Consider the following 24,961-nt stretch of genomic DNA (forward strand, 5'->3'; position numbering starts at 1 on the left):
CCCTCCATCACGACCAGATCGGCAGGTTGAGCCACCAGGTCCACCATTCCGGCCAGCCGCGGGTCCAGAAAGGCCCGGAAATGATGATGCAGATCGCGCTCCAGAAGCCGGCGTTGAGCGCCAGCAGCAGGCCCAGGCGATGGATGCCCAGGGTGCCGATCGAATAGCCGATCAGGTCGCGGAAGAAGCTGTCCTCATATTCCGGGGTCTTGACCGGCTCGCCCTTGGGCACGTTCACCGCCGACAGCACCGCGCCGCCATGCATCGCGAGCGCCAGGGTGGTGGTGAAGAAAAAGCTCACCGCCAGCATGTGCGCCGGATTGTAGTGGAAGTGCAGATACTGGTAGCCGGTGTTGCTGACCCAATCGAGGTGGCTGAAGATGCCGTAGGGGAAGCCGAAGCCCCAGGCTCCGAGCAGCATGGGGCGGATCACCACCAAGCTGACATAGGCAAAGATGGCGAAGCTGAAGGCGACCGGCACGTGATAGCCGATGCCGAGCTTGCGGCAGATTTCGACTTCGCGCAGCGCCCAGCAACTGAACGATCCGATCGCGCAGAAGGTGATGATCTGCCACAATCCGCCCTCGCGCAGCGGCGCAAGCGCCAGGCCGTAGCTGATGTCGGGTGGGGCGATCGAGATCAGCCACGGGTTCCAGGTCGGGCCGATCGCGGCCCCCCACAGGATGAGCCCGGTGCCGAGCAGGGTGAAGAAGGCACCCAGCACGCCGAAGAAGCCGACGTAGAAGGGTCCGACCCAGAAATCGAAAAGGTCGCCGCCCAGCAGGGTGCCGCCGCGAACCCGGTATTTGCGCTCGTAGCTGAGGATCATGGGGACAGCGCTCCCGTTCGCGCCCGTTGCTGGGCAGGATGGTGAAAGGCGAGGTATCCGCTTCGAAGAGCTGCCGGGCGAGCGGCGAGCCGCCACCCGGAGCCCTTCGAAGCGGACAAGGCTTACTGGGCGGGTGCGACCGGTGCCGCGGCGACCGGAGGTGCCGCAGCCGGCGAGCTTGCCGTCATTGCGGCATTTTGCCCGCGCGGTCCGTCAAGCCAGTTGAACCGGTCGGTGCTGAGCAGGATGAAGTGGATCAGCAATGCCAGCACGAACAGGAAGGTGAACAACGCCACCAGGGTACGGCGGGGATCGAAGATCAGCCAGATTCTCCACATGGCCAGGGCTCCTTAGCTGAAGATCGTCAGGACGACGCTGGCCATCTGCTGGCCGGTGTCGATCATTGCGGAAGCACCGTAGCCGGCCTCGCCGGGAAGCCACGGCCGCCACATCCAGGCAAGGAAGTGGGCAACAATGGCGATCGCCGTGAACAGCAGGAAGCTGGTGACGAAGATCTTGTGGAATTCTTTCGCTTCCTCCGGGGTCAGGTAGGTACCCGGACCGAAGCGATCATCGCGCTCTCTTGTGTCGCTCATGCGTCGCTCTCCATTATGCCCGTTTCCGAAGAAGGAGGCGCGAACGCCAGCGGGCGGCTTTCTCCGTGGGCGTTGCCGTCCACGAAGGGGGTGGGCCTGGGGATCCAGGCGAAGGGGTCGGGGCGGCTCATGCGAGCTGCTCCATCAGGATGTCGGCGAGGCGATCAGCGGTAACCGTACGCTCGCCTGCGGATCGCGCGGCGCGTTCGGCGGCGTCGCGCAATTTCTTGGCGGCGGAGATGCGGACCAGCACCGGCTGGGCATCGACGATCGCCTGCAGCTTGGCGCGGGCGGGCTCGTCCCAGGCGAGCTCGGCCAGGCCGCGGGTGGGTGTCGCCTCGACCTTGTCCATCTGGGCGGCGCCGGGGAGGATGTGGAAAAGCGCGTCGAACAGCGCGTTGCACACTTCCTGCAGCAGGTACGTCGCGCCGGCATAGCCCATGAAAGGGGTGCCGGTGTGGCGGCGAATGATCGGCAACGGGAAACTGGCGGGAATGAAGGTCGCGCGGGCGCCGCATTCGGCGAGGTACATGCGCTCGTTGAAGCTGCCGAACACGATCAGCGGGGGCTGGTTGGCGCAGGCGGCGATCACTGCCTGGTTGTCGGGCTTGACCCCGGCGCGGCGGGCAAAGGCGAAGCTGCAGGGCAGGCCCATGTCGCCCTCGAGGAAGGCGCGGACCCCGCGGGCGTAGGTGTCGGACGCGTGGATGCCGAAGCTGGCGGTGCCGAAGAAGTCCTGGGTGACCGAGCGCCACAGGTCCCACAAAGGCTTGATGGTGGTGTGCTTCTCGCGGGCGATGAAGGGTTCGGGGTCGAGGCCGGTGAGTTCGCCCAGCTGGCGCAGGAACAGCGTGGTCGAGGTGAGGCCGATCGGCGCCTGGAGGTAGGGCCGGTCGAGCTCTTCGCAGAGCTTGCGGCCCCATTCGCGGTACATGCAGACGTTGACGGATGCATCGGCGAGCTTGCGGATGTCGGCGAGGTGAGACCCAAGCGGGAAGGTCATGTTGACCTCGGCGCCGATGCCTTCGACCAGGCGGCGGATCTCGGCGAGGTCCGAGGGCATGTTGAAGGTGCCGTATTGCGGGCCAATGATGTTGACCTTGGGCTTGTCGCCCTCCTTCAACTTCTTGGGGCCGGGCACTTTCTTGGGGCCGAACTGGGTCCACAGCCAGAGGAGGGCGCGGTCGGCGGATTGCCACTGGTCCTCGTCGATGGTGCGGGGAAGGAAGCGCTGGATGGTAGTGCCTTCGGGCGTCACGCCGCCGCCGATCATCTCGGCGATCGAGCCGGTGACGACCACGCTCGGCAGGTCGGGGTCGAGCGTCGCCCAGGCCCGCTTCATCGCTCCTTCGGTCCCGTCGCGGCCGAGTTCCTGCTCGGACAAGCCGGTGACGACGATCGGCAGTTCGTGGGGCGGAAGCGCGTCGGTGTAGTGGAGGACGCTCGTGACCGGCAGATTCTCGCAGCCGACCGGGCCGTCGATGACGACCTGCAGACCCTTGACCGCGGTAAAGGCGTAGACCGCACCCCAATAGCCGCCGGCGCGGTCGTGATCGAGGATCAGGGTCATGAGCCGATCGCCTCGGCAGCCTTGGCGGCGGCGATTCGGCGGGCGGCGTAGCGGGCCTTGAAGTCCTCGCGGTCGGCGGGGACGTCGTGATGGATGCCGGCGGTCGGGCCTTCGCCGACGCCTTCGAAGAAAGCTTTCATCGAGGCCATGCGATCCTTGCCCGCAATGGCGGCGTTGATCACTGTGGCGAGGCTGCCGGCGCCGGCGGGGCCCATCAGCGGTCGGGCGGAGATGAGGTTGGTGAAGTAAAGCGCGGGAAGCCCACGGCTCTTGGCATATTGGACCACCGGGGTGGTGCCGATCGCGAGGTCGGGACCATATTCCTCGACCGCCGCGAGATCCTGCTCGAGGCTGGCGCGATAGTTGATGCGGACGCCGCGCGCTTCGAGCCATTCGCGGTCGGGATCGGACCATGCGGTGCGCGGGCAGGCGGTGCCGACATAGGGGACGTCGGCGCCGCTTTCGATCAGCAGGCGGGCGACCAGTAGTTCGGAGCCTTCGTAGCCCGAGACGGTGACTCGGCCCTTGATCGGCATGGCGGCGAGCGCGCCGCGGATGCCGGGAAGTATTGCGTTCTTCGCTGCGGCGACGGTGTCGGCAGCGATTCCGCAGGCGGCGCCAATCGCGTCGAGCCAGGCGGCGGTGCCGTCGACACCGACCGGGGCCGAGCCGATGACCGGGCGACCAGCAGCGGTGAATTCGCGCACGCTGGCGGTGTAGAACGGATGAATGGCGGCGACCGCGGCGCAATCGAGCGCGCCATAGAGTTCGCGCCATTCCCGGGTCGGGACGACCGGCCCGGCGGCGAGGCCGAGCGGTGCGAGAAGCTGGCCGATGACGACGGGATCGGCCGGGAACATCTCGCCAAGCAGGGTGATGGTCGGCTTGTCCGAGCGTTCGCGGGGAAGCGCGACCGGGCCGGCGGCGGCCTCGGCGCGGGCAAAGGCGAGCATCGCACCGGCCAGCACGTCCTTGGCTTCGGCATGTGTGGGCACGCCGAAGCCGGGCACGTCGATACCGATGACGCGGACGCCGTTGATCTCTTTCGGAAGCAGCTGCAACGGCACGCCCGAAGCAGTGGGAACGCACAGGTTGGTGACGATGATGGTGTCGTAGAGGGCCGGATCGGCAAGCTCGTGCACCGCGTCGCGGATGTCCTCGAAGAGCTTTCCGGTGACCAGGGTCTCCGAACTGAACGGAACGTAGCCGACGCTGCGCTTGGCGCCATAGAAGTGCGAAGTGAAGGTCAGGCCATAGACGCAGCAGGCCGAGCCCGAGAGAATGGTCGCGGTGCGCCGCATCCGGAGGCCGACCCGCAGGGAGCCGAAGGCGGGGCACATGCTCTGCGGCTGGTCGTGCGGGCCCACGGGATAGTCGCGCGCGAAGCCTTCGAGCAGCTCGCCCTTGCCTGCCGCAGTCGCCTCGGCGTGGAGCCGCTCGGCACCGGCATGGCAGCCGCCAGCATCCTCGACCTCGATGCGGTCGAGCTCGCGCGAGGAGGGCGCGGCATAGTCCATCAGGCCAGCGCCTCAGACATCGTCGTAGATCACTTCGAGGCTGGGCTTGGGCGCGAAGCCCGCGCCGCCGCGCATGTCGGCCTGGGTCGCGGGCTTGAGCGAATAGTCGGCGCCGGTGATGTCGGCGCTGAACAGGCCGAGCAGGCCGTCCTGGTCGAGCGGGGTCGGGCGCAGTGGCGGCGCGGTGGCGACGTTCTGCGCGAGGTCCTCGAACAGGCTGCCCCACTGGCCACCGGGCATGCCGATGATCTGGTAGTTGGCGCTCTTCTTGCGGATGTCCTCGTTGGCGGGGATCGCGGTCAGCACCGGAATGCCGACAGCCTCGGCAAAGGCGTTGGCCTCGCCGGTGCCGTCGTCCTTGTTGAGGATCATGCCCGCAACGCCGACGTTACCGCCGAGCTTGCGGAAATATTCCACCGCCTTGCAGACGTTGTTCGCGACGTAGAGCGACTGGAGGTCGTTCGAGGCGACGACGATGACCTTCTGGCACATGTCGCGGGCGATCGGCAGGCCGAAGCCGCCGCACACCACGTCGCCGAGGAAATCGAGCAGGACGTAGTCGAAGCCCCACTCATGGAAGCCCAGCTTCTCGAGCGTTTCGAAACCGTGGATGATCCCGCGCCCGCCGCAGCCACGACCGACCTCGGGCCCACCCAATTCCATCGCGAACACGCCATCGCGCTGGAAGCAGACGTCCTCGATCCCGACTTCCTCGCCCGCCAGCTTCTTGGCCGAACTGGTTTCGATGATGGTGGGCGTGGACTTGCCGCCGAACAGCAGGCTGGTGGTGTCGGACTTGGGATCGCAGCCGATCAGCAGCACGCGCTTGCCCTGCTGGGCCATCATGTAGCTAAGGTTGGCCAGCGCGAAGCTCTTGCCCGAGCCGCCCTTGCCGTAGATGGCGATGATCTGGGTCTTGGAGGTCGGTTCGGCGGTGTGCACCGGATCCGGCTCCTGCGCCGCTTCGACCCGAAGGTCCTGATGGTGGTCGAGCATCAAGGCCATCCTCTCCAGTCGAGCACCATCTTCAGGCAGCGCCTGTCGTTGAAAGCGTAAGGGTAGGCTTCGCCCGCTTCCTCGGCCGGGCGAACGTCGCTGATCAGCCCGGCCAGCGAGAGGCGGCCGGCCTCGACCAGGGCGCGCACCGCGGCGAGGTCGCCCGGTTGCCATTCGGCGGCGATCCGGATGCGGGCTTCGCGCATGAAGGCGGGCGGGAAGGCGAACTGGATCGGGGCGGCGTAGAAGCCGCCAAGCACCAATTCTCCCTGCGGCGCGAGGCGGCCGATCAGGGTGTCGAGCAGACTGCTGTCGCCGGTAACGTCGACGATCACCTTGTAGTCGCGGCGGGGATCGGCCTCGGCGGTGGTGACGGAGTAGCCCTGCGCCCCGCCGGAACGGAGCGGATCGGCTTCCCAGACGGTGGGCGGCGGCGCGCCACAGGCGATGGCGAGGCGGGCGATCAGGCGGCCGAGCACGCCGTGACCGACGATCAGCTCGGGCGCCGGGCCGCCTTCGAGAAGGTGGGCCGCAGTGGCGGCAAGGGCGAGCAGGATGCCGTCCTGGCCGAGCGACTCGGGTACCGGGAGGGCACGCGCGGCAGGAACGATCAGGCGACGGGCGGTGCCGCCGAACAGGCCGTGCGCGTCACGGAAGCAGCGCGCGCCCGGGACGAACACCCATTCGCCGATGCGGCCCTTGGCGTCGCTGCCGGCGTCGACTATCCGGCCGACCGACTCATAGCCCGGGACCAGCGGGTAGCCGAGGCCCGGAAAGGGCGGCATGGCGCCGGACCAGAGAAGCTTTTCGGTGCCCGAGCTGACTCCGCTCCAGGCGACGTCGACCAGGACATCGCCCTCGCTCATCGGTTCCAGCGCAAGCTCGCGAAGCGCGAGCCGCTGTGGTCCTTCGATGATGACGGCAAGTGCGTCCAACGACCGTTCCTGGGAGGACCAACCGGACTTGTGGCTGATCCCACACCACCGACTTCCTCCAGGTGTCTTCTGCGCTTGACACAAAAGACTGTCAAGCAAGATGGACGTCAGGTGAACGCGACGAGGCAGCTTGCCACGAGGGGGAGCGGGGTCGTTCTTGGCTGAACGCGCGCGAATCCAGCGGCTTGCAGCATGGCGCTGATCTCGCCGGGATCGCGGGGACGGCCAGAGCGCATGGCGGCGAGGTACATGCCGAAGTAGGCGTGGCCTTCGGGCGCTGAGCCCAGCGCGGCCATCGGCTCCACGATCAGCAGTCGGCCACCGGGAGCAAGCGCCGCGCGACTCGCCTTCAGGATGGCGAGCGCGGCACCGTCATCGTGATCGTGGAGCACTCGTACGAGGGTGTGGAGGTCGTAGCCGCCTGGCAGCGGATCGTGCCGGAAGTCGCCGCCATGCCGGGCGATTCCGGGGGAGGCGGTGGTGGCGGCCAGCACCTCAGGGCGCTCGAATAGGCCAAGCTCGAGCCCGGGAGCCCGCTCGCCCACGGCGCGGAGGAAGGCGCCGGAGCCGCCGCCGATGTCGAGCAGGCGTTGGTGGCAGGCGAAGGGATAGGCGGCGAGCGCCTGCGCGGCGACCATCGGCTGGGTCGCCGCCATCAGCTCGGAATAGGTGGCGGCGTCGGCGGGCTGGGAGCCGGGGGCATAGTCCCACAGCCGGGCCAGCGCCCCGCCGCCGCTGCGCCGAAGCATAGCCAGCGGATCGGCGAGGTCGGCATAAAGCAAGCGGTGGTGCCGGATCATCGCGCCTAGGCCGGGCGTCGCCAGCAGCGCAGCGCCGCGCACCCCGAGCGTCCAGCGATCGCCGATGCGCTGCGCCAGCCCGAGCGAGGCGGCGGCGAGAAGCAGGGTGGTGACCGCGTCCTCGGTAAGGCGGGCGGCGGCGGCGGCCTCCTCGCCGGTCAGGGGCGCGGCGGCGAGGGCGTCGAGCAGGCCGCTTTCGACAAAGGCGGCGGTGACTTGGCTGTAGACGAAGCCGGCGGTGAGATCGAACAAGCGGCGGGCATGGGCGCGGGCGATCCAGCGGCCGGGGAGCAGGCGCTGCGCCAGGGCCTGGAAGCGGGGGCTGGCGATCAGCCGGTTGCGCCACTCAACCAGCGCCAGGCCGGGATGCGAACGCGCGGCGGGCAAGGGACGCTGTCTGTCAAGCACGCTTGTTCCTTATTGCTGTCAACAAGAATGGACACGTGTTAGGTTGTCCGTCAATGGAGGCGGCGATGCAGGGCGCGGAGCAAGTGGTGGTGATCGGCGCCGGGATCGGCGGCCTTGCCAGCGCGATCCATCTCGCCTCCCGCGGCGTGCCGGTTACCCTGGTCGAGAAGGACGCCCACCCCGGCGGCAAGGTGCGCCGGCAGGAGGTCGGCGGGGTGGCGATCGATGCCGGGCCGACGGTGTTCACCTGCAAGGACGTGTTCGAGGCGCTGTTCGCCGAGGCCGGGGCCGACCTCGACCAGCGTTGCGCCATTCGCCGCGCCGACCTGCTGGCCCGCCATGCCTGGAGCGAAGGCGAGCGGCTCGACCTGTTCGTCGATCCGAAACGCAGCGAGCAGGCGATCGGGGAATTCGCCGGGGCGGACGCGGCGCGCGGCTACCGTGTCTTTGCCGCCGAGGCGAAGCGGATCCACGGCATCCTCGACTCCTCCTTCATGCGTAACAGCCGGGTCTATCCACCGATGCTGATGTGGCGGATCGGGCTGTGGCGGCTCGGCGCGCTGCGGGCGATCCGGCCTTACGAGAGCCTGTGGAGCGCACTGGGCGACCATTTTCGCGATCCACGGCTCAGGCAATTGTTCGCGCGCTACAGCACCTATTGCGGCTCCTCGCCCTTTGACGCGCCCGCAACCCTGATGCTGATCGCGCATGTCGAGGCCGAGGGCGTGTGGCTGATCGAGGGCGGGCTGAGCGCGCTCGCCGACGCGCTGGCGACGCTGGCCCGCGAGCAGGGGGCGCGGCTGCGGTTCGGCGAGCCGGTCAGCGAAGTGCTGGTCGAGCGCGGCCGCGCGGCCGGCGTGCGGCTGGCGAGCGGCGAGGTGATCCGCGCGTCGACGGTGATCGCCAATGCCGATCCGGCGGCGCTTGGCTCCGGCATGTTCGGGGATGCGGCGCGGCGCGCGGTGCGCCCGGTGCCGCGCGCGCGGCGCTCGCTGTCGGCGGTGACCTGGCTAATCAAGGCGCGCAGCGATGGCTTTCCGCTCGACCGGCACAATGTGTTCTTCTCGCCTGACTATCGCGCCGAGTTCGACGCCCTGAAGCAGGGCCGGCTGGCGGCCAGCCCGACCGCTTATGTCTGCGCGCTCGACCGTCCCGGCCAGCCACCGGGCGAGGGCGAACGGTTGCAGGTCATCGTCAATGCGCCGGCCAACGGCGACACCCACCCTTACGGACCCGAGGAGATCGCCGCATGTGGAACCGCGATGCTGGAGCGGCTGCGTCGTTGCGGCTTGACGCTGGAGCCGCAGGCGGAGCCGCTGGTCACCAGCCCGGCGGACTTCGCGCACCGCTTCCCGGCGACGGGTGGAGCCCTTTATGGACGGGCCTCGCACGGGTGGGCGGCCTCCTTCCTCCGGCAGAGCGACCGGACTCGGATCCCTGGGCTTTATTGCGCCGGCGGGAGCACCCATCCGGGGGCGGGGGTGCCGATGGCAGCCTTGTCCGGGCGCCTGGCCGCGCAGACCGTGCTGGGGGACTGGGCTTCGACCAGGCGGTTCCGGCCGGCGGCTATGCCTGGTGGTATGTCGATGCCATCTCCGACTGCGGTGCCTTCGGGCTGACCATCATCGCGTTCCTGGGCTCGGTTTTCTCGCCCTACTACAAGAAGAGTGGGCGGGGCGATCCGCTGGATCATGCCTGCATCAACGTCGCGCTCTACGGGCCCAAGGGGGCGCGGTGGACGATGACCGAGCGCGGTCATTCGAGCCTGTCGCGCGGGCCCGACCACCTGGCGATGGGGGACAGCCTGCTGCACTGGAAAGGCGACCGGCTGGAGATCGACATCGAGGAGCAGGCGATCTGGCTCGGCGTGCCATTCCACCCGCCGGTACGGGGCAAGGTGGTCGTCGAGCCCGAGATGTGGAGTGGGCAGCGTTTCGCGCTCGATCCCGCCGGTCGCCACCATTGGCGGGCCTTCGCGCCGCGCTCGCGAATCCGGGTCGAGATGGAGCGCCCGGGCATCAGCTGGAGCGGGACCGGCTATCTCGACGGCAATCACGGCAGCGAGGCGCTGGAGGACGGCTTCGCCGACTGGCAATGGTCGCGGGCCCACGTCGGCGCCGAAGCGGCGGTGTTGTACGAGGGCGTTCGCCGCGACGGGTCGACCTTCGCCTCCGCGTTGCGCTTCGACGCGCACGGCCATGGGCAGGAAGAGCCGCTGCCGATGGGCGCGCCCTTGCCCGCGACGCGCTGGCTGATGGGGCGTCGGACCCGGGCCGATCGCGGCCACGCGCGGGTGGTGGGGACGTGGGAGGACAGCCCGTTCTACGCCCGCTCGGCGGTCGCCAGCCGGTTGTTCGGGCGGGAGGTTCTGGCGGTGCACGAAAGCCTGTCGCTTGACCGCTTCCGCTCGCCGATCGTGCAGTGGATGCTGCCCTACAAGATGCCGCGGCGGCCCTAGGGCTCCTTCGTCTCGTCGGCCTTGCGGGCGCGGTCGCGCGCGATCTCGCGGTTGATCGACACCAGTTGCCAGCCGCCGATGCCGAGCACGACCACCGCGACGAACACCATCTCGATCCAGCCGTAATTGGTCATGCCTGTCCTCCCGCGATGATCCGTGCCGCCGCCAGCTCGGGTCGTTCCTCGTGCAGCAGATGGCCGAGGCCCGGCACCAGCTCGAACGCCGCTTTCGCCAGCCGCGCCGCGCGGCGGGCGTCGGACGGGCGAATGGACCGATCCTCGGCGCCGTGCACGATGGCCAAAGGGACGGGCAGGTGGGGAAGCGCGCGTTCAAGCGGCTCGAGCCGCCAGTTCGCCATCATCGCGATCGTGCCGCGCAGGTGATCGGGATCGGCGAACAGCCGCTGGTAGAGTGCGATTCCCCTGGGTTCGATCCGCGATCCTGTCGCCCGCTCGAGGAATCGCTCGACCTGCCCGGGAGTGCGCGCGACCGAGGAGAAGAGGGAGATGGCGAGCGGGTTGAGGAACAGCATCCGTGCGAAGCTGCCGAACAGCGGCGCGGCGCTTCCGCCCATCGGCAGCAGGGCGGGGCAGAAGGCGGTGATCGGTCCGGCGACCGTGCCGTCGATGGCCATCCGGCAGGCGATCGCGGCGCCGGCGCTGTGCGTGGCGACGTGCGGCTTCTCGATCCCGAGACTGGCGAGGAGCCGGGCGATCGCATCGGCCATCCCATCGAGTGTCGGGCCGCCGCGGAGGGCGCCGCGCGTGAAGCCGTGGCCGGGAAGGTCGGGGATGACGAGCTGGAAACGGTCGGCGAGCATGGGCGCGACGTCGCGCCAGCTGTGGTTGCTGGCGCCGGTGCCGTGGAGCAGCAGCAGGGGCGGCCCCTGACCGAGCAGTTGCACATGCCACTGGAGGCCCGCGACCTCCACGAACCGGCTATGCTCGTGGAGCGGCCAGTCCCGGCCCTGGGTCGCGAAGTCGAGCATGGCTCAGGCGGCGGCGCCGGTCACCGCGGCGGCGACGGCGGAAGCCTGGCCGAGCGGCAAGTGGAGGTAGCGGGCCGCCATGTCCTTCGCGAGGGTCGAGGCTTCGGGCCGGGCGCGCGGACCGATGTCGATGACCAAGGCGCGCAGCGAAGCGCCGGCAACCCGGCGCGCGGCAGCGGCGGCATCGGCAAGGGCGGCGACGCGGTCCTGTCGCCCGTCGAGCGCGACATTGGCCCGGCCGTCGGTCAATACCACCAGCGCCGGGATCCGACCGCGTGCGGCCGCGGCGAGCGCAAGATCGCGCGCGGCATCGATTCCCGCGGCAAGCGGCGTGCCGCCGCCGCCCGGAAGCTCGGCCAGCAGGCGGCGGGCGCGGGTCAGCGAGCGGGTCGGGGGAAGCAACAGGGTCGCGCCATCGCCGCGGATCGCGACCAGCGCGACTTCGGCGCGGCGGACATAGCTTTGCTGGAGCAGGCTTTCGACCGCACCCTTGGCCTCGGCCAATCGCTGCGCCGCGGCCGAGCCCGAGGCATCGACCGCGAACACGGTCAGCGCGGTGGACTTGGCCTCGTGGCGGCGGATGCGCAGGTCGTCCCGCGCGATCCGGATCCGGTCGGTACGACCGCGCAGCTTTTGCCAAGGGGCGGCTGCGCGCAACGTGTCGAGGATCGCCAGCCGCGCGCCGTTGCCGGGCTTGCCGGCGCGGGCGCCGATCAGCCGCCCATGCAGCGGAGACTGGCGGCGACCGGCCTTGCCTGCACCGGCCTGTTTCCTGCCCGCGTCGCCCGCCGCCAGCAGCGAGGCGAGCAGCTGGCTCGGAAGCGCGGTGCGGACGGCGTCGAGCACCACGTCCTCGAGCTTGCGCTGGCCGTCGGAGGGCGGGGGCGGGTGATCGGGCGCCTGCTCGGGCTCTGGCTCGGGCTCCGCAGCCGGAAGGCGGGTGGCGCGGGGAGCCAGCACGGTGCGCAGGGCGAAACCGAGCGCGGCGGAATCGATGGCGGCGCCTCCCCGCATCGCGGCGTGCGCGCGGGCGGCGTGCAGCGCGAACAGGTCGGCGCGGGCGCCGGCGACGCCGAGCATGGCGGCGGCCTCGGCGATGGCGGTCCGCGCCTCGTCTTCGGACATGGCTGGGCCGGGCGGCTCGTCATCGCCGGCTCCGCCGCTGCCGGGGAGATGGAAGGCGACACGCTCCAGCAGGCAGGGCGCGAGGGAGATCTCGTCGGCGTCGCTGCGGTCGAGCAGCAATACGGCAGGACCACCGTCATCCATCGCCGCGGCGATCCGCCCGGCGATGGCGCCGCTCAACCGCTCGGCGCCGGGTATGAGCAGCAACCCGCCGCGCGCTTCCTCCAGCAGGCCCGCGCGCCGCACCGGGCGGGAGGCGGCCAGCGTCGCGGCGACGTCGAGGCCGCCGTCGAGACGCTCGGCATCGACGGTCGGCGGAAGCTTGCGCAGCGGCGTGGGCGCCATCAGCGCGGCCAGTTCCTGGTCCGCCTCGCCCTCATCCCTGATCCACAGGCCGCCGAACAGGCGCGGGTGCGATGCCACCAGCAGGGCGGCGAGTTCGGCGTCCCCGCCTAGTCCCACAGCTCGGCCATCGCGCGCTCGATCCGCACGGTCGGCCCGGTCTCGTCCAGCACGCCGCGGCGCAGGCGGTGGCGCAGTGCCATCGGTGCGACCGCCCGAAGGTGGCTTCGTCCGACCGCCGTCTCGCCCTCCAGCGCGGCAAGTGCGCGGGCGGCCCGGATCAGGGTCAGTTCGCCGCGCAGTCCATCGGCGCCGACCGCCATGCACAACATCGCGGCATCGGCCAGCGTCGCTTCCGGCACGCTGAGCTGGGCAAGCAGGGTTCGTCCCTCGGCGATCTGGCGCAGGACCTGCCGGTCCTTGCGCTTCCACTTGGTGCCGAAGGCCTTGGCGTCGCGCTCGGCAGCGTCGCAGCGGCGCATGATCTCGATCCGCTGGCCGATATCCTGCGGGGTGCGCACCTCGACCGACAGGCCGAAGCGGTCGAGCAGTTGCGGGCGCAATTCGCCTTCCTCGGGATTGCCGCTGCCGACCAGCACGAAGCGGGCGTCGTGGCGGACGCTGAGGCTTTCGCGTTCGACCACGTTCTCGCCGCTGGCGGCGGCGTCGAGCAGGAGGTCGACGAGATGGTCCTCAAGGAGGTTGATCTCGTCGATGTAAAGGAAGCCGCGATTGGCGCGGGCAAGCAGGCCCGGCTCGAACGCCTTTTCGCCCGCGACCAGGGCGCGTTCGATGTCCAGCGACCCGGTCACCCGGTCCTCGGTCGCGCCGAGCGGCAGGTCGACGAAGGGGACCGACACCTCGTCGATCTTGCCGTTGCCGCCGTGGCTGCACTTGATGCCGGCCGGGTCGCAGTTGAAGCGGCAGCCGGCGACTACCTTCATTGGCGGAAGCAGGGCGGCAAGCGCGCGGGCGGCGGTCGACTTGCCCGTGCCGCGATCCCCGAACACCATCACCCCGCCGATCCGCGGCTCCACCGCCGCGATCAGAAGCGCGCGCTTCATCTCGTCCTGGCCGACGATCGCGGAGAAAGGAAAGGCGGCCATGAGGCTCCAGTGTCAACGTGCTTGGACGGAGGCTATCGTCAATCCAGCTTGCGGTCCAGCCATCGTCGAGTTGCCTCCGGCATTTCCTCCGCTACGGCGCTGCGATGCCGATCCTTGCTCTCCCAGCCGAAATCGTGGTCACCGCGCGGGCGCTGCCCGATCCGGCGGCTGAGCGCCTGCTGGGGGTCAGCCGGATCGATCGCGACCGGCTGGAGGATGCCGGCGGGCTGGGGGTCGAACAGGTACTTCGTGAGGCGGCGGGGGTGATCCTGTTCCGCCGGTCGGACGCGCGCAGCGGGCAGCCGACCAGTCAGGGCGTGACCCTTCGCGCGCTGGGCGGGAATGCCGCGAGCCGGGCCTTGCTGGTGCTCGACGGCGTGCCGCAGTCGGACCCGTTCGGCGGGTGGATCAACTGGCCCGCCTACGATCCCGCGGCGCTTGCGGCGGTGCGCATCGTGCGTGGCGGCGGAAGCGTCGCCGACGGCCCCGGCGCGCTGGCCGGGACCATCCACCTGACGAGCGCGGTCGGCGAGGGGATTGCGGGGAGCGTCGAGGCCGGCAGCAGGTCGGCCTTGTACGGCAGTGCCCGGGCCGGGATGGCGCTGGGTCCGGGAAGCCTGTTGCTGTCGGGCTATGGCGGGCGGGGCGAAGGCTTCGTCCCCGTCGAGGCGAGCGTGCGCGGACCGGCCGATCGGGCATCGCCTTATGCCTATGGCGGCGGACGGGTTCGCTGGGTCGGCGAGGTCGCCGCGGGGCTCGGGCTGGAGGCCGCGGTGAGCGGTTTCGACGACCGGCGCGAGCGGGGGCTGGCCTTTACCGACAATCGCACAAGGGGCGCCGATGCTTCGCTGCGGCTGGTCGGGCGGGGCGAGTGGGGCTGGTCCGCGCTGGTCTATGGCCAGCGCCGGGAGTTCGAGAGCAGCTTCGCCAGCACCGACCGGACCCGCACCACCGCGACCCGCACCGCCCTGCAATATGACGTGCCCGGCCGAGCGGTCGGGTGGAGCGCGGAGCTCCGGCCGCCGGTGGGTAAGGGGACCGAGCTTCGCCTTGGCACTGACGGGCGGCGGATGACCGGGCGCTCCGATGAATTCGGGGCCTATAGCGCAGGGCAGCCGACCCGCGACCGGAGCGCGGGCGGGAAAAGCGCGCATGCCGGGCTGTTCGCCGAGCTGACCTGGCAGGAAGGCCGCTTCACGCTGAGTGGCACCGCGCGGATGGACCGCTGGACCATCTCCGATGGCGTATTGCGGGATCGTTCGCTGGTCACCGGTACCGTCAGCGAGGAGCGCGTGCCCAGCCGCCGGGTCTGGCGGCCGACCGCGCGGGTTGCGGCGGGTGCGTCGGTGTCCGAGCGGGTCGCGCTGCGTACGGCGGCTTATCTCGGCTGGCGGTTGCCGACGCTCAACGAACTCTTTCGCCCGTTTCGCGCCGGGACCGATGCGGTCGCCGCCAACCCCCTGCTGACCCCTGAGCGGCTGCGCGGGGCGGAGGTCGGGGCCGACTGGCGAAGGGGCGGGGCCTCCGTGTCGGTAACTGCCTTTGCCAATCGCCTGCTCGACCCGATTGCCAACGTCACGCTGGGGACCGGTCCGGGCACCTTTCCGGCCGTCGGCTTCGTCGCTGCGGGCGGCAGCTATCGCCAGCGCCGCAACCTCGACCGGATCGACGTGACCGGGCTCGAAGCCGCGGGGTCGTGGACGCGGGGAGAGTGGACGCTTGGCGGCTCGCTGTCGCTGGCGGATGCGCGGGTCAGGGCGACCGGGGCGGCAGCGCCGCTCGATGGGCTGCGCCCGGCGCAAACGTCGTCTTTCGGTGCCGGGGCGAGCGTGAACTGGGAGCGCGGCGGGCGGTCGGCCGGGGTGCAGCTGCGCCATTCGGGGCGTGCCTACGAGGATGACCTCAACCGCCTGTCGCTGCCGGCTGCAACCACCGTCGATGCGGCGGCGGCGTGGTCTCTGTCGCCGCGCGTGGCGATGACGGTGCGGGCCGAAAACCTGTTCGATGCCCGGGTGATCGCCGGGCGGACGGGGGACGGGATCACCGAACGCGCCACCCCGCGCAGCCTGTGGCTCGGGCTCCGCCTGACGCGCTGACCGTTGCCGGGAAACGACACCTGCCGTCATTCTGGCCGCGGGCCGCGCAGGGGTGACACAATCTGCCGGCTGGGGCATTGGCGCGAAGGGGGCTGTTGAGAAGAGTTTACATTTGCGACCACTGGTGCCGACCTCTGTCCGAACGACCTTGCTGGCCGGGTGCGCCACTCTGATCTTCGCTGCTTCTCCGGCTGCCGCGCAGGTCGCCGCGCCCGAGCCCCAGCGTCCGGTCTGCCCGCCCGAGGGTCCGACCGTCGCCCCGCCGCCACCTTCCGGAAGCAATCTGCCGCAGGTCGACCCGATCATCTGCCAGGAGGAGCTGGCCCGCGACGTGCCGCCGATCGGCGCCGACGATCCGGCCCTTGCAACGCCGCTCGAAAGCGTGGCCGAGTTCGAAGCGCGCCTGCGGGCGCAGGAGGCCGCCGGCATCGACGTCGCTCCCACCGCCGATCCCGAGCTGACCCAGCCGCTGCCGCCGCTAAGCCAGTTCGACGTGCGCGAAGTGGAGCTGGCCCAGCCGGAAGCGGCAGAAGCCGTGCCCGAGCTGCGGTACGCCATCCGCGTCGAGGGGCTGACCGAGGTCGACGCGCTCACCGATGTCAGCATGCAGAGCGAATTCGACAGCCTGTCGGCGCTCGAGGACGGGGACGGCAAGGCGGCGAACGAGGCGATGCTCTCGGCTCGGCTGACCGAGGACAGCAAGCTCCTCCAGCGGATTCTCCAGGCCGAGGGCTGGTACGACGGCGCGGTGCAGACCCGGATCGAACGGGCGACGAGCGAGGATGGCCAGCCGGTCACCGCCGTGCTGCAGGTGTCGCCGGGAACACGCTACACCCTCGGCAGCATCGCGCTCCAGGCGGACGCTCCGACCCCGCCCGATCTCATCACCAGGAACCTTGCACTGAACGTCGGCGAGCCCATCGTCGCCCAGCGCATCCAGGGGGCGGAAGCGAACGTCGCCATCGTCCTTCCGCAGGAAGGCTATCCGTTCGCGACGATCGGCCAGCGCGACGTGCTGCTCGATCCCGAAACGCATCTTGGCGATTACACCCTGCCGATCACGCTGGGACCGCGGGCGCGGTTCGGCGGGTTCCGCACCACCGGCGACCTTGCCTTCGGGGCCGGCCATGTGAAGACGCTGTCACGGTTCAAGGCGGGCGAATTGTACGACAGCCGCGACGTCGACGACCTGCGCCAGGCGCTGGTCGCGACCGGGCTGTTCACCACCGTCGCGGTCGAGCCCGAGCGCACGGGCCAGGTCAACCCCGACGGCACCGAGACGGTGACCATGCTGGTGACGCAGGACGCCGGCCCGCCGCGGACGTTGGCGGCGAGCGCCGGCTACGGCACCGGCCAGGGCTTCCGGGTCGAAGGCAGCTGGACCCACCGCAACCTGTTCCCGCCCGAAGGCGCGCTGGTCGCTTCTGCCGTCGCAGGGACCCAGGAGCTTGGCGCGAGCGCCATCTTCCGCCGCTCCAACGCGGGCAAGCGCGACCGCACGCTGCAAGCCGGGATCGAGGCGCTGCGGAGCGATTATGACGCGTTCGAGGCGCTGACCGGGCGGATTTTCGGGCGGCTGAGCTACGACAGCACGCCGATCTGGCGAAAGACCTTCACCTGGGGCATCGGCGCCGAAATCCTCGGCACGATCGAAAAGGACTATAATTTCGCGCTCGGCCGGCGGGACGACCGCAAGTTCCTGATCGGCGCGCTGACCGGGCAGGTCGGGTTCGATAAGACCGACAGCCTGCTCGACCCGACCAAGGGGTTCCGCGCGCAGATCCTGGTCCAGCCCGAGGGCGCGCTGAGCGACGGCTTCCGCCCGTACCTGCGCAGCCAGCTCGACGGCAGCGCCTATTACCCGGTCGGCGACAGCATCGTCGTCGCGGCCCGCGCTCGTGCCGGCACCACGCTTGGGATCGATCGCTTCCAGCTTGCGCCGTCGCGCCGGTTCTACGGCGGCGGCGGCGGATCGGTGCGCGGCTTTGCCTACCAGCAGCTTGGTCCCAAGGATCCTGAACTGCGTCCACTCGGCGGGCTGAGCCTGGTCGAGGCGGCGGGCGAGGTGCGCTACCGCTTCGGCGACTTCGGCGTGGTCGGGTTCGTCGACGTGGGCCAGGTCTATGAGGACCGCGTGCCGAGCTTGAGGGATCTGAGGACCGGGGTCGGCATCGGCGCGCGATACTATACCAGCTTCGGACCGCTTCGGGTCGATGTCGCCACCCCGCTCGGTCGGCGCGAGGGCGAAAGCCGCTTCAACGTCTACATCTCGATCGGCCAGGCGTTCTGATGAGCGAGACCACCGCAACCGCCGAGGGGCTGCCCGAGGGCGAACGCGAGACCATCATCGTTCGTCGCCACCGCAACTGGCCGCTGACCATTGCCAAAGTCCTGCTGGGGCTGGTGGTCGGGCTTGCACTGCTGGTGCTGGCGCTGTTCGCGTTCATCAACACCGATCCCGGCCGCCGCTTCGCCGCCGACCGCATCGAAGCGCTCGAATTCGCCAACGGAATGAAGATCGGGGTCGGGCGGATCGACGGATCGCTGACCGGGGCGATGACGATCCGCCGCTTCACGCTGTCCGATCCGCGCGGAGTGTTCTTCGCGTCGCCGCTGGTCCGGCTCGACTGGCGCCCGTTCGATTATTTCAACAACCACGTCGATATCCGAAGCCTGGTCGCGCCGACCGCGACCCTGGCGCGGTTGCCCGAATTCAAGGCCACGCCGCCGAGCGACGGGCCGCTTCTGCCCGACCTCGACATCGACATCGGCCGGCTGAAGGTCGATCGGCTGGTGATCGGGCCGTCGGTAACCGGTGAGCAACGGGTCGGGTCGATCGACGGACGAGCGCGCATCGCCAATCGCCGGGCGCAGGTGGCGCTGCAGGCAGCGGTGATCGGCGGCGAGGGCCGTGCGGGCGGCGACCGGCTGGCACTCAACCTCGATGCCGTGCCCGAAGACAACAAGCTGACGCTCGACGCCTTCGTCAGCGCGCCGGCGGATGGCGTGCTGACCAAACTCGCCGGGCTGACCGCACCGGTGCGGGCGCGGGTGCAGGGCAGCGGGGACTGGAAGCAGTGGAACGGCCGCTTGCTTGCCGACCTCGACAACCAGCCGTTCGCCCGGCTTGCGCTGACCGCCCGTGACGGCACCTTCGGGGTGCGCGGGCCGACCCGGGTCGCGCGGTTGGTCGAGGGACCGACCGCGGCGCTGCTGGGACCGATCACCAACGTCGCGCTGCAATCGACCTGGGCCAACCGCCGCGCCGACCTCAATGGCCGCTTCTCGAGCGATGCCTTCACTTTGGTGGCGAATGGTGTCGCCGACCTCGGCCGCGACCGGTTCGAGGATCTAAAGGTCAATTTCGGGCTGCTGAAGCCGCAGGTGCTGGCACCCAATCTCGCCGGACGCGACGTGCGCGCCGCGCTGACGCTGAACGGGACGCTGCGCAAGCCGACGGTCGATTACCGGGTGACGGCCGCAAGCCTCGCGTTCAACGACATGGGGCTGCAAGGACTCGATGCGAGCGGCAAGGCCCGGTTCGACAAGAACCAGATGATCGTGCCGATCGCCGCCACCGCCCGCGCGATCACCGGCCTCGACGTGGCGGCCGGCGGCACCATCACCAACGTCCGCCTCGACGGCGATCTGGCGGTCGACTGGCCGCGGATCGTGTCGGACAATATCCGCATCCGCTCCAACCGGATCGACGCCAGGGCAATCGTCCTCGCCGACGTCGGCAGCGGGCTTTACACCGGGGCGATCGACGGGCGCATCAACGACTATCGGGTCGACAGCGTCGGCATCTTCAACATCGACACCGACGCTGATGTGAAGACCGTTCCAAGCGGCGGCTTCGCTTTGGTCGGCCGGGTCCGCGCGCAATCGACGCGGCTGTTCAACGAGGGCGTGCGCAGCTTTCTCGGCGGCAATCTGATCGCGTCGAGCGATGTCGCCTACGGGACCGACGGGATCATCCGTTTCTCGCGGTTGAGATTGAACGCGCCGCTGCTGCGGGTCACCGACGGGCGGGGCAGTTACTCGCCCGACGGCCGGATCGACCTTCGCGCGCAGGGCGTGTCGCAGCAATATGGGCCGGTCGGGGTGCAGGTCGCCGGGACGGTCGCCAGTCCCCGCGCGATCGTCACCGCGGCGCGGCCGGGCTTCGGGATCGGCATCGCCGGGCTGACCGCCGATATCCGCAGTACCGGCAACGCCTATGCGATCCTGGCGCGGGGGCGGAGCGACTATGGCGATTTCACCGCCGACGTGTCGGTGCAGACCGCAGCGGGGCCGCTGACGGTCGACATCCGCCGCGCGACGCTTGCCGGGGTCACCGTCCAGGGCCGGGTGCGGCAGACACCGGCCGGGCCGTTCGCCGGGCAGTTGAATGCGCGCGGGGACGGGCTCGGCGGCGTGGTGCGGCTGGCCGCGGCGGGTCGCTTCCAGCAGGCGATCGTCAACCTGCGCGCCCGCAACGCCATCCTGCCGGAGCCCGCGGGAATCGCGGTCGGCGCCGCCATCGTCGATGCCCGGATCACGCTGTACGACCAGCCGGAGATCGTCGCCGACGCCCAGCTGGCGGACGCGCGGTTCGGGTCGACCACCATCTCGGCGCTGCGAACCATCATCAATTATCGCGGCGGGCAGGGCTTTGCCCGCGGCGTTGCGGAAGGCACGTCGGGCGTGCCGTTCCGGATGGCCTTCAACAGCGATCTGACGCCGCGATTGTGGCGCGCATCGCTCAAGGGACGGGTCAACGGAATCGACGTCCGTACCGAAAGCCCTGCGCGCATCGTGCCGCGCGGCGGCAGCTACGAGCTGCTTCCGACCCGGCTGGCGTTCGATCGCGGCAGCATGCGGCTGGCCGGAAGCTATGGCCGCGAGCTGGCGCTGCAGAGCCGGATCGATTCGGTCGACATGAGCCTGATCAACATCTTCGCGCCGGGGCTGGGTGTCGGCGGGCGGGCGACCGGGAGCATCGACTTCGTCCAGGCCGGCAACGCTTTCCCGCGGCTCGACGCAAGCCTTGCGATCCGCAACTTCACCCGCACCACTGCCGCCTCGGTCAGTCGTCCGCTCGACGTCAATCTCGTCGCGCGGCTGGCGCCGGGGACCGGCACGCTGAACGCCGTGATGCGCACCCGGGGCACGGTGGTGGGCCGGGTGCAGGCGGCGATCCAGCCCCTGCCGTCGGGCAGCTGGACCAGCCGCATCGCCGGCGCTCCGCTCAGCGGCGGCATCCGCTACATCGGTCCCGCCGATGCGCTTTTCTCGCTTGCGGGGCTGGCCGACCAGAGCCTTGCCGGACCGCTCGGCGTCGCGGCCGACTTCGGCGGCCGGGTCGAGCGGCCGAGCCTCCAGGGCGTCGTGCGTGGCCGGGGGCTGACCTATGCCAATGCGACCTACGGCACGCGGATCACCGACATGGCGTTGCAGGGCCGCTTTACCGGCGAGCGTCTGCAGATCGACCAGCTGACCGGGCGCGCTGGGAGCGGCACAGTGACCGGCAACGGTTATGTCAGCCTGGCGGCGGCGAGCGGCTATCCGGCCAATTTCGACCTGTCGCTCGACAATGCGCGGCTCGCCGACAGCGATGCCCTGCGGGTAACCGCGACCGGCAACGTGCGGCTGATCAAGGCCGCCAACCAGTCGCCGGTCTTGAGCGGCACGGTGCGCCTGCCCGCCACCCGCTATCAGATCGTCCGCCAGGGCTCTGCCCAGGTGCCCGAGCTGACCGGGGTCCGGTTCAAGCCGCCGAGGGGCAGGCCGAGGGTCACCGGCGATGCGCCGCCGCAGTCGGCTGCCGCAAGCTTCGGCGACGTTCGCCTCGACCTCAATATCGTCGCGCCGGGACAGCTGTTCGTGTCGGGCATGGGGCTGGAATCCGAATGGCGCGCCGACATGCGCGTCGGCGGGACCAGCCAGGCACCGCGGATCACCGGAACCATCGACCTGGTGCGCGGTACCCTGGGCTTCGCCGGCCGCTCCTTCGAGCTGCAGGAGGGCCGGGTGCGGTTCAACGGCGGCAGTGCGACCGACGCTACGGTCGCGATGCAGGCGACCGAATCGATCGAGGACGTCGACGTGACGGTGAACGTCGCCGGCGCCGCGCTCGACCCGCGGATCACCTTCACCAGCTCGCCCGGCCTTCCGCAGGACGAAATCGTGTCGCGCATCCTGTTCGGCAATTCGGTCGGCCAATTGTCCGCGATCCAGGCGGTGCAGCTGGCGGCCTCGCTCAACACCCTGCGCGGGTCGGGCGGGGGCGGGCTCAATCCGCTCGGCAAGCTGCGGCAGGTGGCGGGAATCGACAGGCTCCGAATCCTTGGCGCCGACGACACCACCGGGCGCGGGACCGCACTGGCAGCGGGCAAGTATATCGGCGACGACATCTATCTGGAGGTCGTGACCGACGCCCGCGGGTTCACCGCCACCCAGCTGGAGGTCACGCTGAGCCGCAGCCTGTCGATCCTCAGCCAGGCAGGCGGATCGAACAGCACCAACGTCAACGTGCGGTACCGGAAGACATATTGATGAGGGTCGGGGCGGTCCTGCTGTGCCTGCTTGCGCTGGGTGCATGCGGGGACCGCCGCGACTTTGACGAGCGCTACAACGATGCCGGAGCCGAGCTCGAGAATCGGGCACGGGCGATCGACCAGAACCTCGCCAACGAACTTCCCGCCGACGAGCGCGACGGAAATTCGTCCGAATAGGAGCAATGTGAGGCTGCACTAAAGCTGCGCTCCTACAAGAGGGGCCTGTTTGCTTTGCAACGAGGATCATTGGCACAAAGATGCTCCCAGGGCCGCGTCCGTTTGCAGGCGATTGCGCCGATCGCACGGGTAGAACTCACGGAGCCTGCCACAGAGGGGTAAATCAGTGGCCTGCTGGGTGGAGCGGCACCGGGTACAATGAGGACCGGCGTTCGAGATCGCGACAGTCGCATGCTTAAGCAGCTTGCCTTTCTGTTCTCTATACGTTCTCAACGGCATCATGCGGCGAGTCGACGATAAGCACCTGCGCGAGCTTGCGCTCGAAACGATTGAGGAAGCGGCCGCTGCAGCTCACATGGGTCCGGTTCGCCGAAGCAGAGGGATCGCGCTGGCCCTTGCGTGGCTCCGCCACAGGGGCAGTGAAAAGGTTCTGCCGCTCTGGCCGTTTAATGGATTTTGGGAGGGGCTGGGCAGCGAGCGACAGCATGATCGCTGGTCTGCCGTGAACGCTGCTGCCAATGCGATTTATCTGGCGCTCGATGTGCCTCGGCGTCCGGCTGTAATTTCAGCTTTCGAGTGTCAGCTGCGGCACACATCTGGAGGGAGCGAGGCTGCCGGCCCTACCAAAGGGAAAGCCGGTATGCCGGATCGCGACCTGAATCACTCAGGTGAGACCTAGCTGTCTTTCTGCAGCTTCACGACACCAACCTGCCGGGCCGAGCAGGGGCACCATCATCTCCTTGGCTAGGGCAAACGCCGTCTTCGGCGCTATGCCCAGGCGAAGAGCGATTTCGCGGCTGCTGATGTGAATTCTGCTGAGCCTGACAATTTCCGGGAAGTCCACGGCCTTGGAGTCACCGCGCACAGATGCCATCCCCTTAAGTAGCGGCGTGGAGGATTTGGGGGAGAGGTTCAGCACTTCGCCAGCATCTCGCCGCGACATCACGTTGCTAAACTTCGCGCCCTCATAGTTGGAAACTTCGAAGAAAAATGAGCGAAGGAAGCGAATGCAGGTGTGGTCTACAAGAATCTGCTCTGTCAGTGCCCCAGTGCAATGATCGAGTTTGAAGGGCAGTGCACCATCAAGCAGGGCTTTGAAGATCGGTCCCCAAGGCTTCGCTCGGCCGCCAATTGAACCCACGGCGGTTCGCAGCGTGATGGGCTCGCTTGCGAGAGAAGATCGGGATGAGGATCCGATCCTCGCGATCAGGTCGTCAAGGACGGGCCCAGCGATCTGCGGAGCGCCATACCGAGGTATGCAGAAGCAATCGCCGTGAGTTTGCAGCATCTGCATCGCGATCAGCTGTTCAACGCCGTGGTGAGAGATGCCGAGCTTCCACGCTGCGCTCTCCAATGAAACCCGGCACACAATGATTTCGGCCAACTCGTCAATCTCGGCGGCGTCGTAACGGGGTGCTGCCCGACCCTCATGCAGGGCAAAAACAGTTCCAAGCGCACCCTGCCTACGAAGATCAGCGACGCCCTTGGTAGAATATCCGAGGCGAGCCGCCGCATCCTGAGTGCTGAGTGTCTGCCTGCCCAGATGACTGGAGTTTGGACCGTCGAGATCGATAGAGGAGCGGAACTGCTCAATCGTGTCTCGTAATTGGCGTGTAAGTCCTTCGTGACTGGGTAGTCGAAGGAAGCGCATTGTGCTTCCGCCATTGCCGTCTTGATGACGGGTGGATGCGCTGCTTAGCCGGTACGCCATCAGGCCTTGAAGCGAATGGGGCCAGTCCAAAAGCATGTTCCAGGCAGCCGCGATGGCTTCGACCACCACAGATTTAGGCTGATTCCAGCTTGCATTCGTGCCGTATCGGGCTGGCGTGATGCGTGGCTGAATGACGATCGCCACCCTGACGAGCAATTCATACGTTTCAGCTAGGCCAAGATGCTGCAAGGCGGCGGGAAGTGCACCCAGGCTGTGCTGCCGGCGAGCGGTATCCGGGTGGACCAGGCCTACGGCCGCCTCAAGGCTTGATCGAAGCTCGTTCGGTACGACGTCGGACTCGACCGCTGAGAGATCCTCAACGCACCGATCACAACGAGCGACACCATTGGTGTGGTGCCAACGCTGGATACGCTCACAGCGAGCACAGCAATCTACAAGGTATTGCCATGTCTCGCAGCAGAAGGGGAAGGCTCGGAGCTGCCACAGCGCTCTATGGTGGGGCGAGATAGACAAAGCAGCCGGCGCGAAGCGCCTTACTGCGATGTCGATATCATTTCGCGGAATGGGCACCCCAAAGAACGCACGGCGCCCGGCATTATCGGTCGGATAAGAGCGAAGCTGCAGGTCTTCGACATCGACGCGCAGGCAATCGGCAATGACAGGAAGACCATCCCAGTTCGACGTCGATAACGTCGGCTTATGGCCATAGATCACGCCAGCCAGGCTCGTGATCGTTAGGGCATTCTCGATCCAGTTGGCTGCGGCAACCCTGGCGATGTAGCCGTCCAGCGACTCCCCCATGATGAC

The 24,961-nt window shown here is 68.9% G+C and carries 20 protein-coding genes; 6 read left to right on the plus strand and 14 right to left on the minus strand.

Annotated elements, in window-relative coordinates:
- Window positions 1–7: 7 nt before the first annotated feature.
- From pufL to GGQ97_RS06840, 8 genes are all read right to left on the minus strand, one after another.
- The gene (gene pufL, locus GGQ97_RS06805; RefSeq protein ID WP_168068234.1) at window positions 8–829 is read right to left on the minus strand and encodes a photosynthetic reaction center subunit L; all 822 of its coding nucleotides are present in this window, start codon (window positions 827–829) and stop codon (window positions 8–10) included.
- A gap of 122 nt (window positions 830–951) precedes the next feature.
- Window positions 952–1,167: a light-harvesting antenna LH1, alpha subunit gene (pufA, locus tag GGQ97_RS06810; RefSeq protein WP_168068235.1), complete on the minus strand. Its 216-nt coding sequence runs from the start codon at window positions 1,165–1,167 to the stop codon at window positions 952–954.
- Between the two features lie 12 nt (window positions 1,168–1,179).
- Complete coding sequence (gene pufB / locus GGQ97_RS06815; protein WP_168068236.1) at window positions 1,180–1,425, minus strand: light-harvesting antenna LH1, beta subunit; 246 nt, start codon at window positions 1,423–1,425, stop codon at window positions 1,180–1,182.
- Between the two features lie 127 nt (window positions 1,426–1,552).
- A complete protein-coding gene (gene bchZ, locus GGQ97_RS06820) occupies window positions 1,553–2,995 on the minus strand; it encodes a chlorophyllide a reductase subunit Z (RefSeq protein ID WP_168068237.1) in 1,443 nt (480 codons plus the stop codon).
- A complete protein-coding gene (bchY, locus tag GGQ97_RS06825) occupies window positions 2,992–4,512 on the minus strand; it encodes a chlorophyllide a reductase subunit Y (protein ID WP_168068238.1) in 1,521 nt (506 codons plus the stop codon). Before bchY ends, bchZ begins: the two co-directional genes overlap by 4 nt.
- Before the next feature lie 12 nt (window positions 4,513–4,524).
- Window positions 4,525–5,508, minus strand: coding sequence for a chlorophyllide a reductase iron protein subunit X (locus tag GGQ97_RS06830; RefSeq protein WP_168068239.1), 984 nt, complete (start codon window positions 5,506–5,508; stop codon window positions 4,525–4,527).
- Window positions 5,508–6,443 carry a chlorophyll synthesis pathway protein BchC gene (bchC, locus tag GGQ97_RS06835; protein WP_168068240.1) on the minus strand — a complete coding sequence of 312 codons (936 nt, stop codon included), beginning with the start codon at window positions 6,441–6,443 and terminating at the stop codon, window positions 5,508–5,510. The genes GGQ97_RS06830 and bchC overlap by 1 nt, the downstream gene beginning before the upstream one ends.
- 107 nt (window positions 6,444–6,550) lie before the next feature.
- Window positions 6,551–7,651 (minus strand): methyltransferase, encoded by a 1,101-nt coding sequence (locus GGQ97_RS06840; protein ID WP_342448468.1) that lies wholly within the window; start codon window positions 7,649–7,651, stop codon window positions 6,551–6,553.
- Between the two features lie 65 nt (window positions 7,652–7,716).
- Here GGQ97_RS06840 and crtD point away from each other — a divergent pair, with 65 nt between their 5' ends.
- Both crtD and GGQ97_RS06850 read left to right on the plus strand, forming a co-directional pair.
- Window positions 7,717–9,270, plus strand: coding sequence for a 1-hydroxycarotenoid 3,4-desaturase CrtD (gene crtD / locus GGQ97_RS06845; protein ID WP_168068241.1), 1,554 nt, complete (start codon window positions 7,717–7,719; stop codon window positions 9,268–9,270).
- A gap of 122 nt (window positions 9,271–9,392) precedes the next feature.
- Window positions 9,393–10,109: a hydroxyneurosporene dehydrogenase gene (locus tag GGQ97_RS06850; RefSeq protein ID WP_209022805.1), complete on the plus strand. Its 717-nt coding sequence runs from the start codon at window positions 9,393–9,395 to the stop codon at window positions 10,107–10,109.
- On the opposite strand, the gene GGQ97_RS06855 is transcribed toward GGQ97_RS06850, so the two are convergent.
- The 4 genes from GGQ97_RS06855 to bchI are packed head-to-tail and all read right to left on the minus strand — an operon-like array spanning window position 10,106 to window position 13,670.
- Window positions 10,106–10,243: a hypothetical protein gene (locus GGQ97_RS06855; RefSeq protein ID WP_168067054.1), complete on the minus strand. Its 138-nt coding sequence runs from the start codon at window positions 10,241–10,243 to the stop codon at window positions 10,106–10,108. The genes GGQ97_RS06850 and GGQ97_RS06855 overlap by 4 nt on opposite strands.
- The gene (bchO, locus tag GGQ97_RS06860) at window positions 10,240–11,097 is read right to left on the minus strand and encodes an alpha/beta fold hydrolase BchO (protein WP_168068242.1); all 858 of its coding nucleotides are present in this window, start codon (window positions 11,095–11,097) and stop codon (window positions 10,240–10,242) included. Before bchO ends, GGQ97_RS06855 begins: the two co-directional genes overlap by 4 nt.
- Before the next feature lie 3 nt (window positions 11,098–11,100).
- Window positions 11,101–12,684 carry a VWA domain-containing protein gene (locus GGQ97_RS06865; protein ID WP_168068243.1) on the minus strand — a complete coding sequence of 528 codons (1,584 nt, stop codon included), beginning with the start codon at window positions 12,682–12,684 and terminating at the stop codon, window positions 11,101–11,103.
- Window positions 12,675–13,670, minus strand: a complete 996-nt coding sequence (gene bchI, locus GGQ97_RS06870; RefSeq protein WP_168068244.1) for a magnesium chelatase ATPase subunit I — start codon at window positions 13,668–13,670, stop codon at window positions 12,675–12,677. Before bchI ends, GGQ97_RS06865 begins: the two co-directional genes overlap by 10 nt.
- Before the next feature lie 104 nt (window positions 13,671–13,774).
- Here bchI and GGQ97_RS06875 point away from each other — a divergent pair, with 104 nt between their 5' ends.
- From GGQ97_RS06875 to GGQ97_RS06890, 4 genes are all read left to right on the plus strand, one after another.
- On the plus strand, window positions 13,775–15,766 hold the full coding sequence (locus GGQ97_RS06875) for a TonB-dependent receptor (protein WP_168068245.1): 1,992 nt from the start codon (window positions 13,775–13,777) through the stop codon (window positions 15,764–15,766).
- Between the two features lie 124 nt (window positions 15,767–15,890).
- Complete coding sequence (locus GGQ97_RS06880) at window positions 15,891–18,056, plus strand: autotransporter assembly complex protein TamA (protein WP_342448469.1); 2,166 nt, start codon at window positions 15,891–15,893, stop codon at window positions 18,054–18,056.
- On the plus strand, window positions 18,056–22,303 hold the full coding sequence (locus GGQ97_RS06885) for a translocation/assembly module TamB domain-containing protein (RefSeq protein ID WP_168068247.1): 4,248 nt from the start codon (window positions 18,056–18,058) through the stop codon (window positions 22,301–22,303). The genes GGQ97_RS06880 and GGQ97_RS06885 overlap by 1 nt, the downstream gene beginning before the upstream one ends.
- A complete protein-coding gene (locus GGQ97_RS06890) occupies window positions 22,303–22,482 on the plus strand; it encodes a hypothetical protein (protein WP_168068248.1) in 180 nt (59 codons plus the stop codon). The genes GGQ97_RS06885 and GGQ97_RS06890 overlap by 1 nt, the downstream gene beginning before the upstream one ends.
- Before the next feature lie 259 nt (window positions 22,483–22,741).
- On the opposite strand, the gene GGQ97_RS06895 is transcribed toward GGQ97_RS06890, so the two are convergent.
- Window positions 22,742–22,969, minus strand: coding sequence for a hypothetical protein (locus GGQ97_RS06895; RefSeq protein ID WP_168068249.1), 228 nt, complete (start codon window positions 22,967–22,969; stop codon window positions 22,742–22,744).
- Between the two features lie 177 nt (window positions 22,970–23,146).
- Complete coding sequence (locus tag GGQ97_RS06900; RefSeq protein WP_168068250.1) at window positions 23,147–24,955, minus strand: hypothetical protein; 1,809 nt, start codon at window positions 24,953–24,955, stop codon at window positions 23,147–23,149.
- Window positions 24,956–24,961 lie beyond the last annotated feature (6 nt).

This window comes from Sphingomonas kaistensis (assembly GCF_011927725.1).
Classification (GTDB): Bacteria; Pseudomonadota; Alphaproteobacteria; order Sphingomonadales; family Sphingomonadaceae; genus Sphingomicrobium; species Sphingomicrobium kaistense.

Bases quoted from the DNA above. Each gene is read 5' to 3' on its own strand.
- pufL (WP_168068234.1), bottom strand. From the start codon at position 829: ATGATCCTCAGCTACGAGCGCAAATACCGGGTTCGCGGCGGCACCCTG.
- pufA (WP_168068235.1), bottom strand. From the start codon at position 1,167: ATGTGGAGAATCTGGCTGATCTTCGATCCCCGCCGTACCCTGGTGGCG.
- pufB (WP_168068236.1), bottom strand. From the start codon at position 1,425: ATGAGCGACACAAGAGAGCGCGATGATCGCTTCGGTCCGGGTACCTAC.
- bchZ (WP_168068237.1), bottom strand. From the start codon at position 2,995: ATGACCCTGATCCTCGATCACGACCGCGCCGGCGGCTATTGGGGTGCG.
- bchY (WP_168068238.1), bottom strand. From the start codon at position 4,512: ATGGACTATGCCGCGCCCTCCTCGCGCGAGCTCGACCGCATCGAGGTC.
- GGQ97_RS06830 (WP_168068239.1), bottom strand. From the start codon at position 5,508: ATGCTCGACCACCATCAGGACCTTCGGGTCGAAGCGGCGCAGGAGCCG.
- crtD (WP_168068241.1), top strand. From the start codon at position 7,717: ATGCAGGGCGCGGAGCAAGTGGTGGTGATCGGCGCCGGGATCGGCGGC.
- GGQ97_RS06850 (WP_209022805.1), top strand. From the start codon at position 9,393: ATGACCGAGCGCGGTCATTCGAGCCTGTCGCGCGGGCCCGACCACCTG.
- GGQ97_RS06855 (WP_168067054.1), bottom strand. From the start codon at position 10,243: ATGACCAATTACGGCTGGATCGAGATGGTGTTCGTCGCGGTGGTCGTG.
- bchO (WP_168068242.1), bottom strand. From the start codon at position 11,097: ATGCTCGACTTCGCGACCCAGGGCCGGGACTGGCCGCTCCACGAGCAT.
- bchI (WP_168068244.1), bottom strand. From the start codon at position 13,670: ATGGCCGCCTTTCCTTTCTCCGCGATCGTCGGCCAGGACGAGATGAAG.
- GGQ97_RS06875 (WP_168068245.1), top strand. From the start codon at position 13,775: ATGCCGATCCTTGCTCTCCCAGCCGAAATCGTGGTCACCGCGCGGGCG.
- GGQ97_RS06885 (WP_168068247.1), top strand. From the start codon at position 18,056: ATGAGCGAGACCACCGCAACCGCCGAGGGGCTGCCCGAGGGCGAACGC.
- GGQ97_RS06890 (WP_168068248.1), top strand. From the start codon at position 22,303: ATGAGGGTCGGGGCGGTCCTGCTGTGCCTGCTTGCGCTGGGTGCATGC.
- GGQ97_RS06895 (WP_168068249.1), bottom strand. From the start codon at position 22,969: ATGCTGTCGCTCGCTGCCCAGCCCCTCCCAAAATCCATTAAACGGCCA.
- GGQ97_RS06900 (WP_168068250.1), bottom strand. From the start codon at position 24,955: ATGGGGGAGTCGCTGGACGGCTACATCGCCAGGGTTGCCGCAGCCAAC.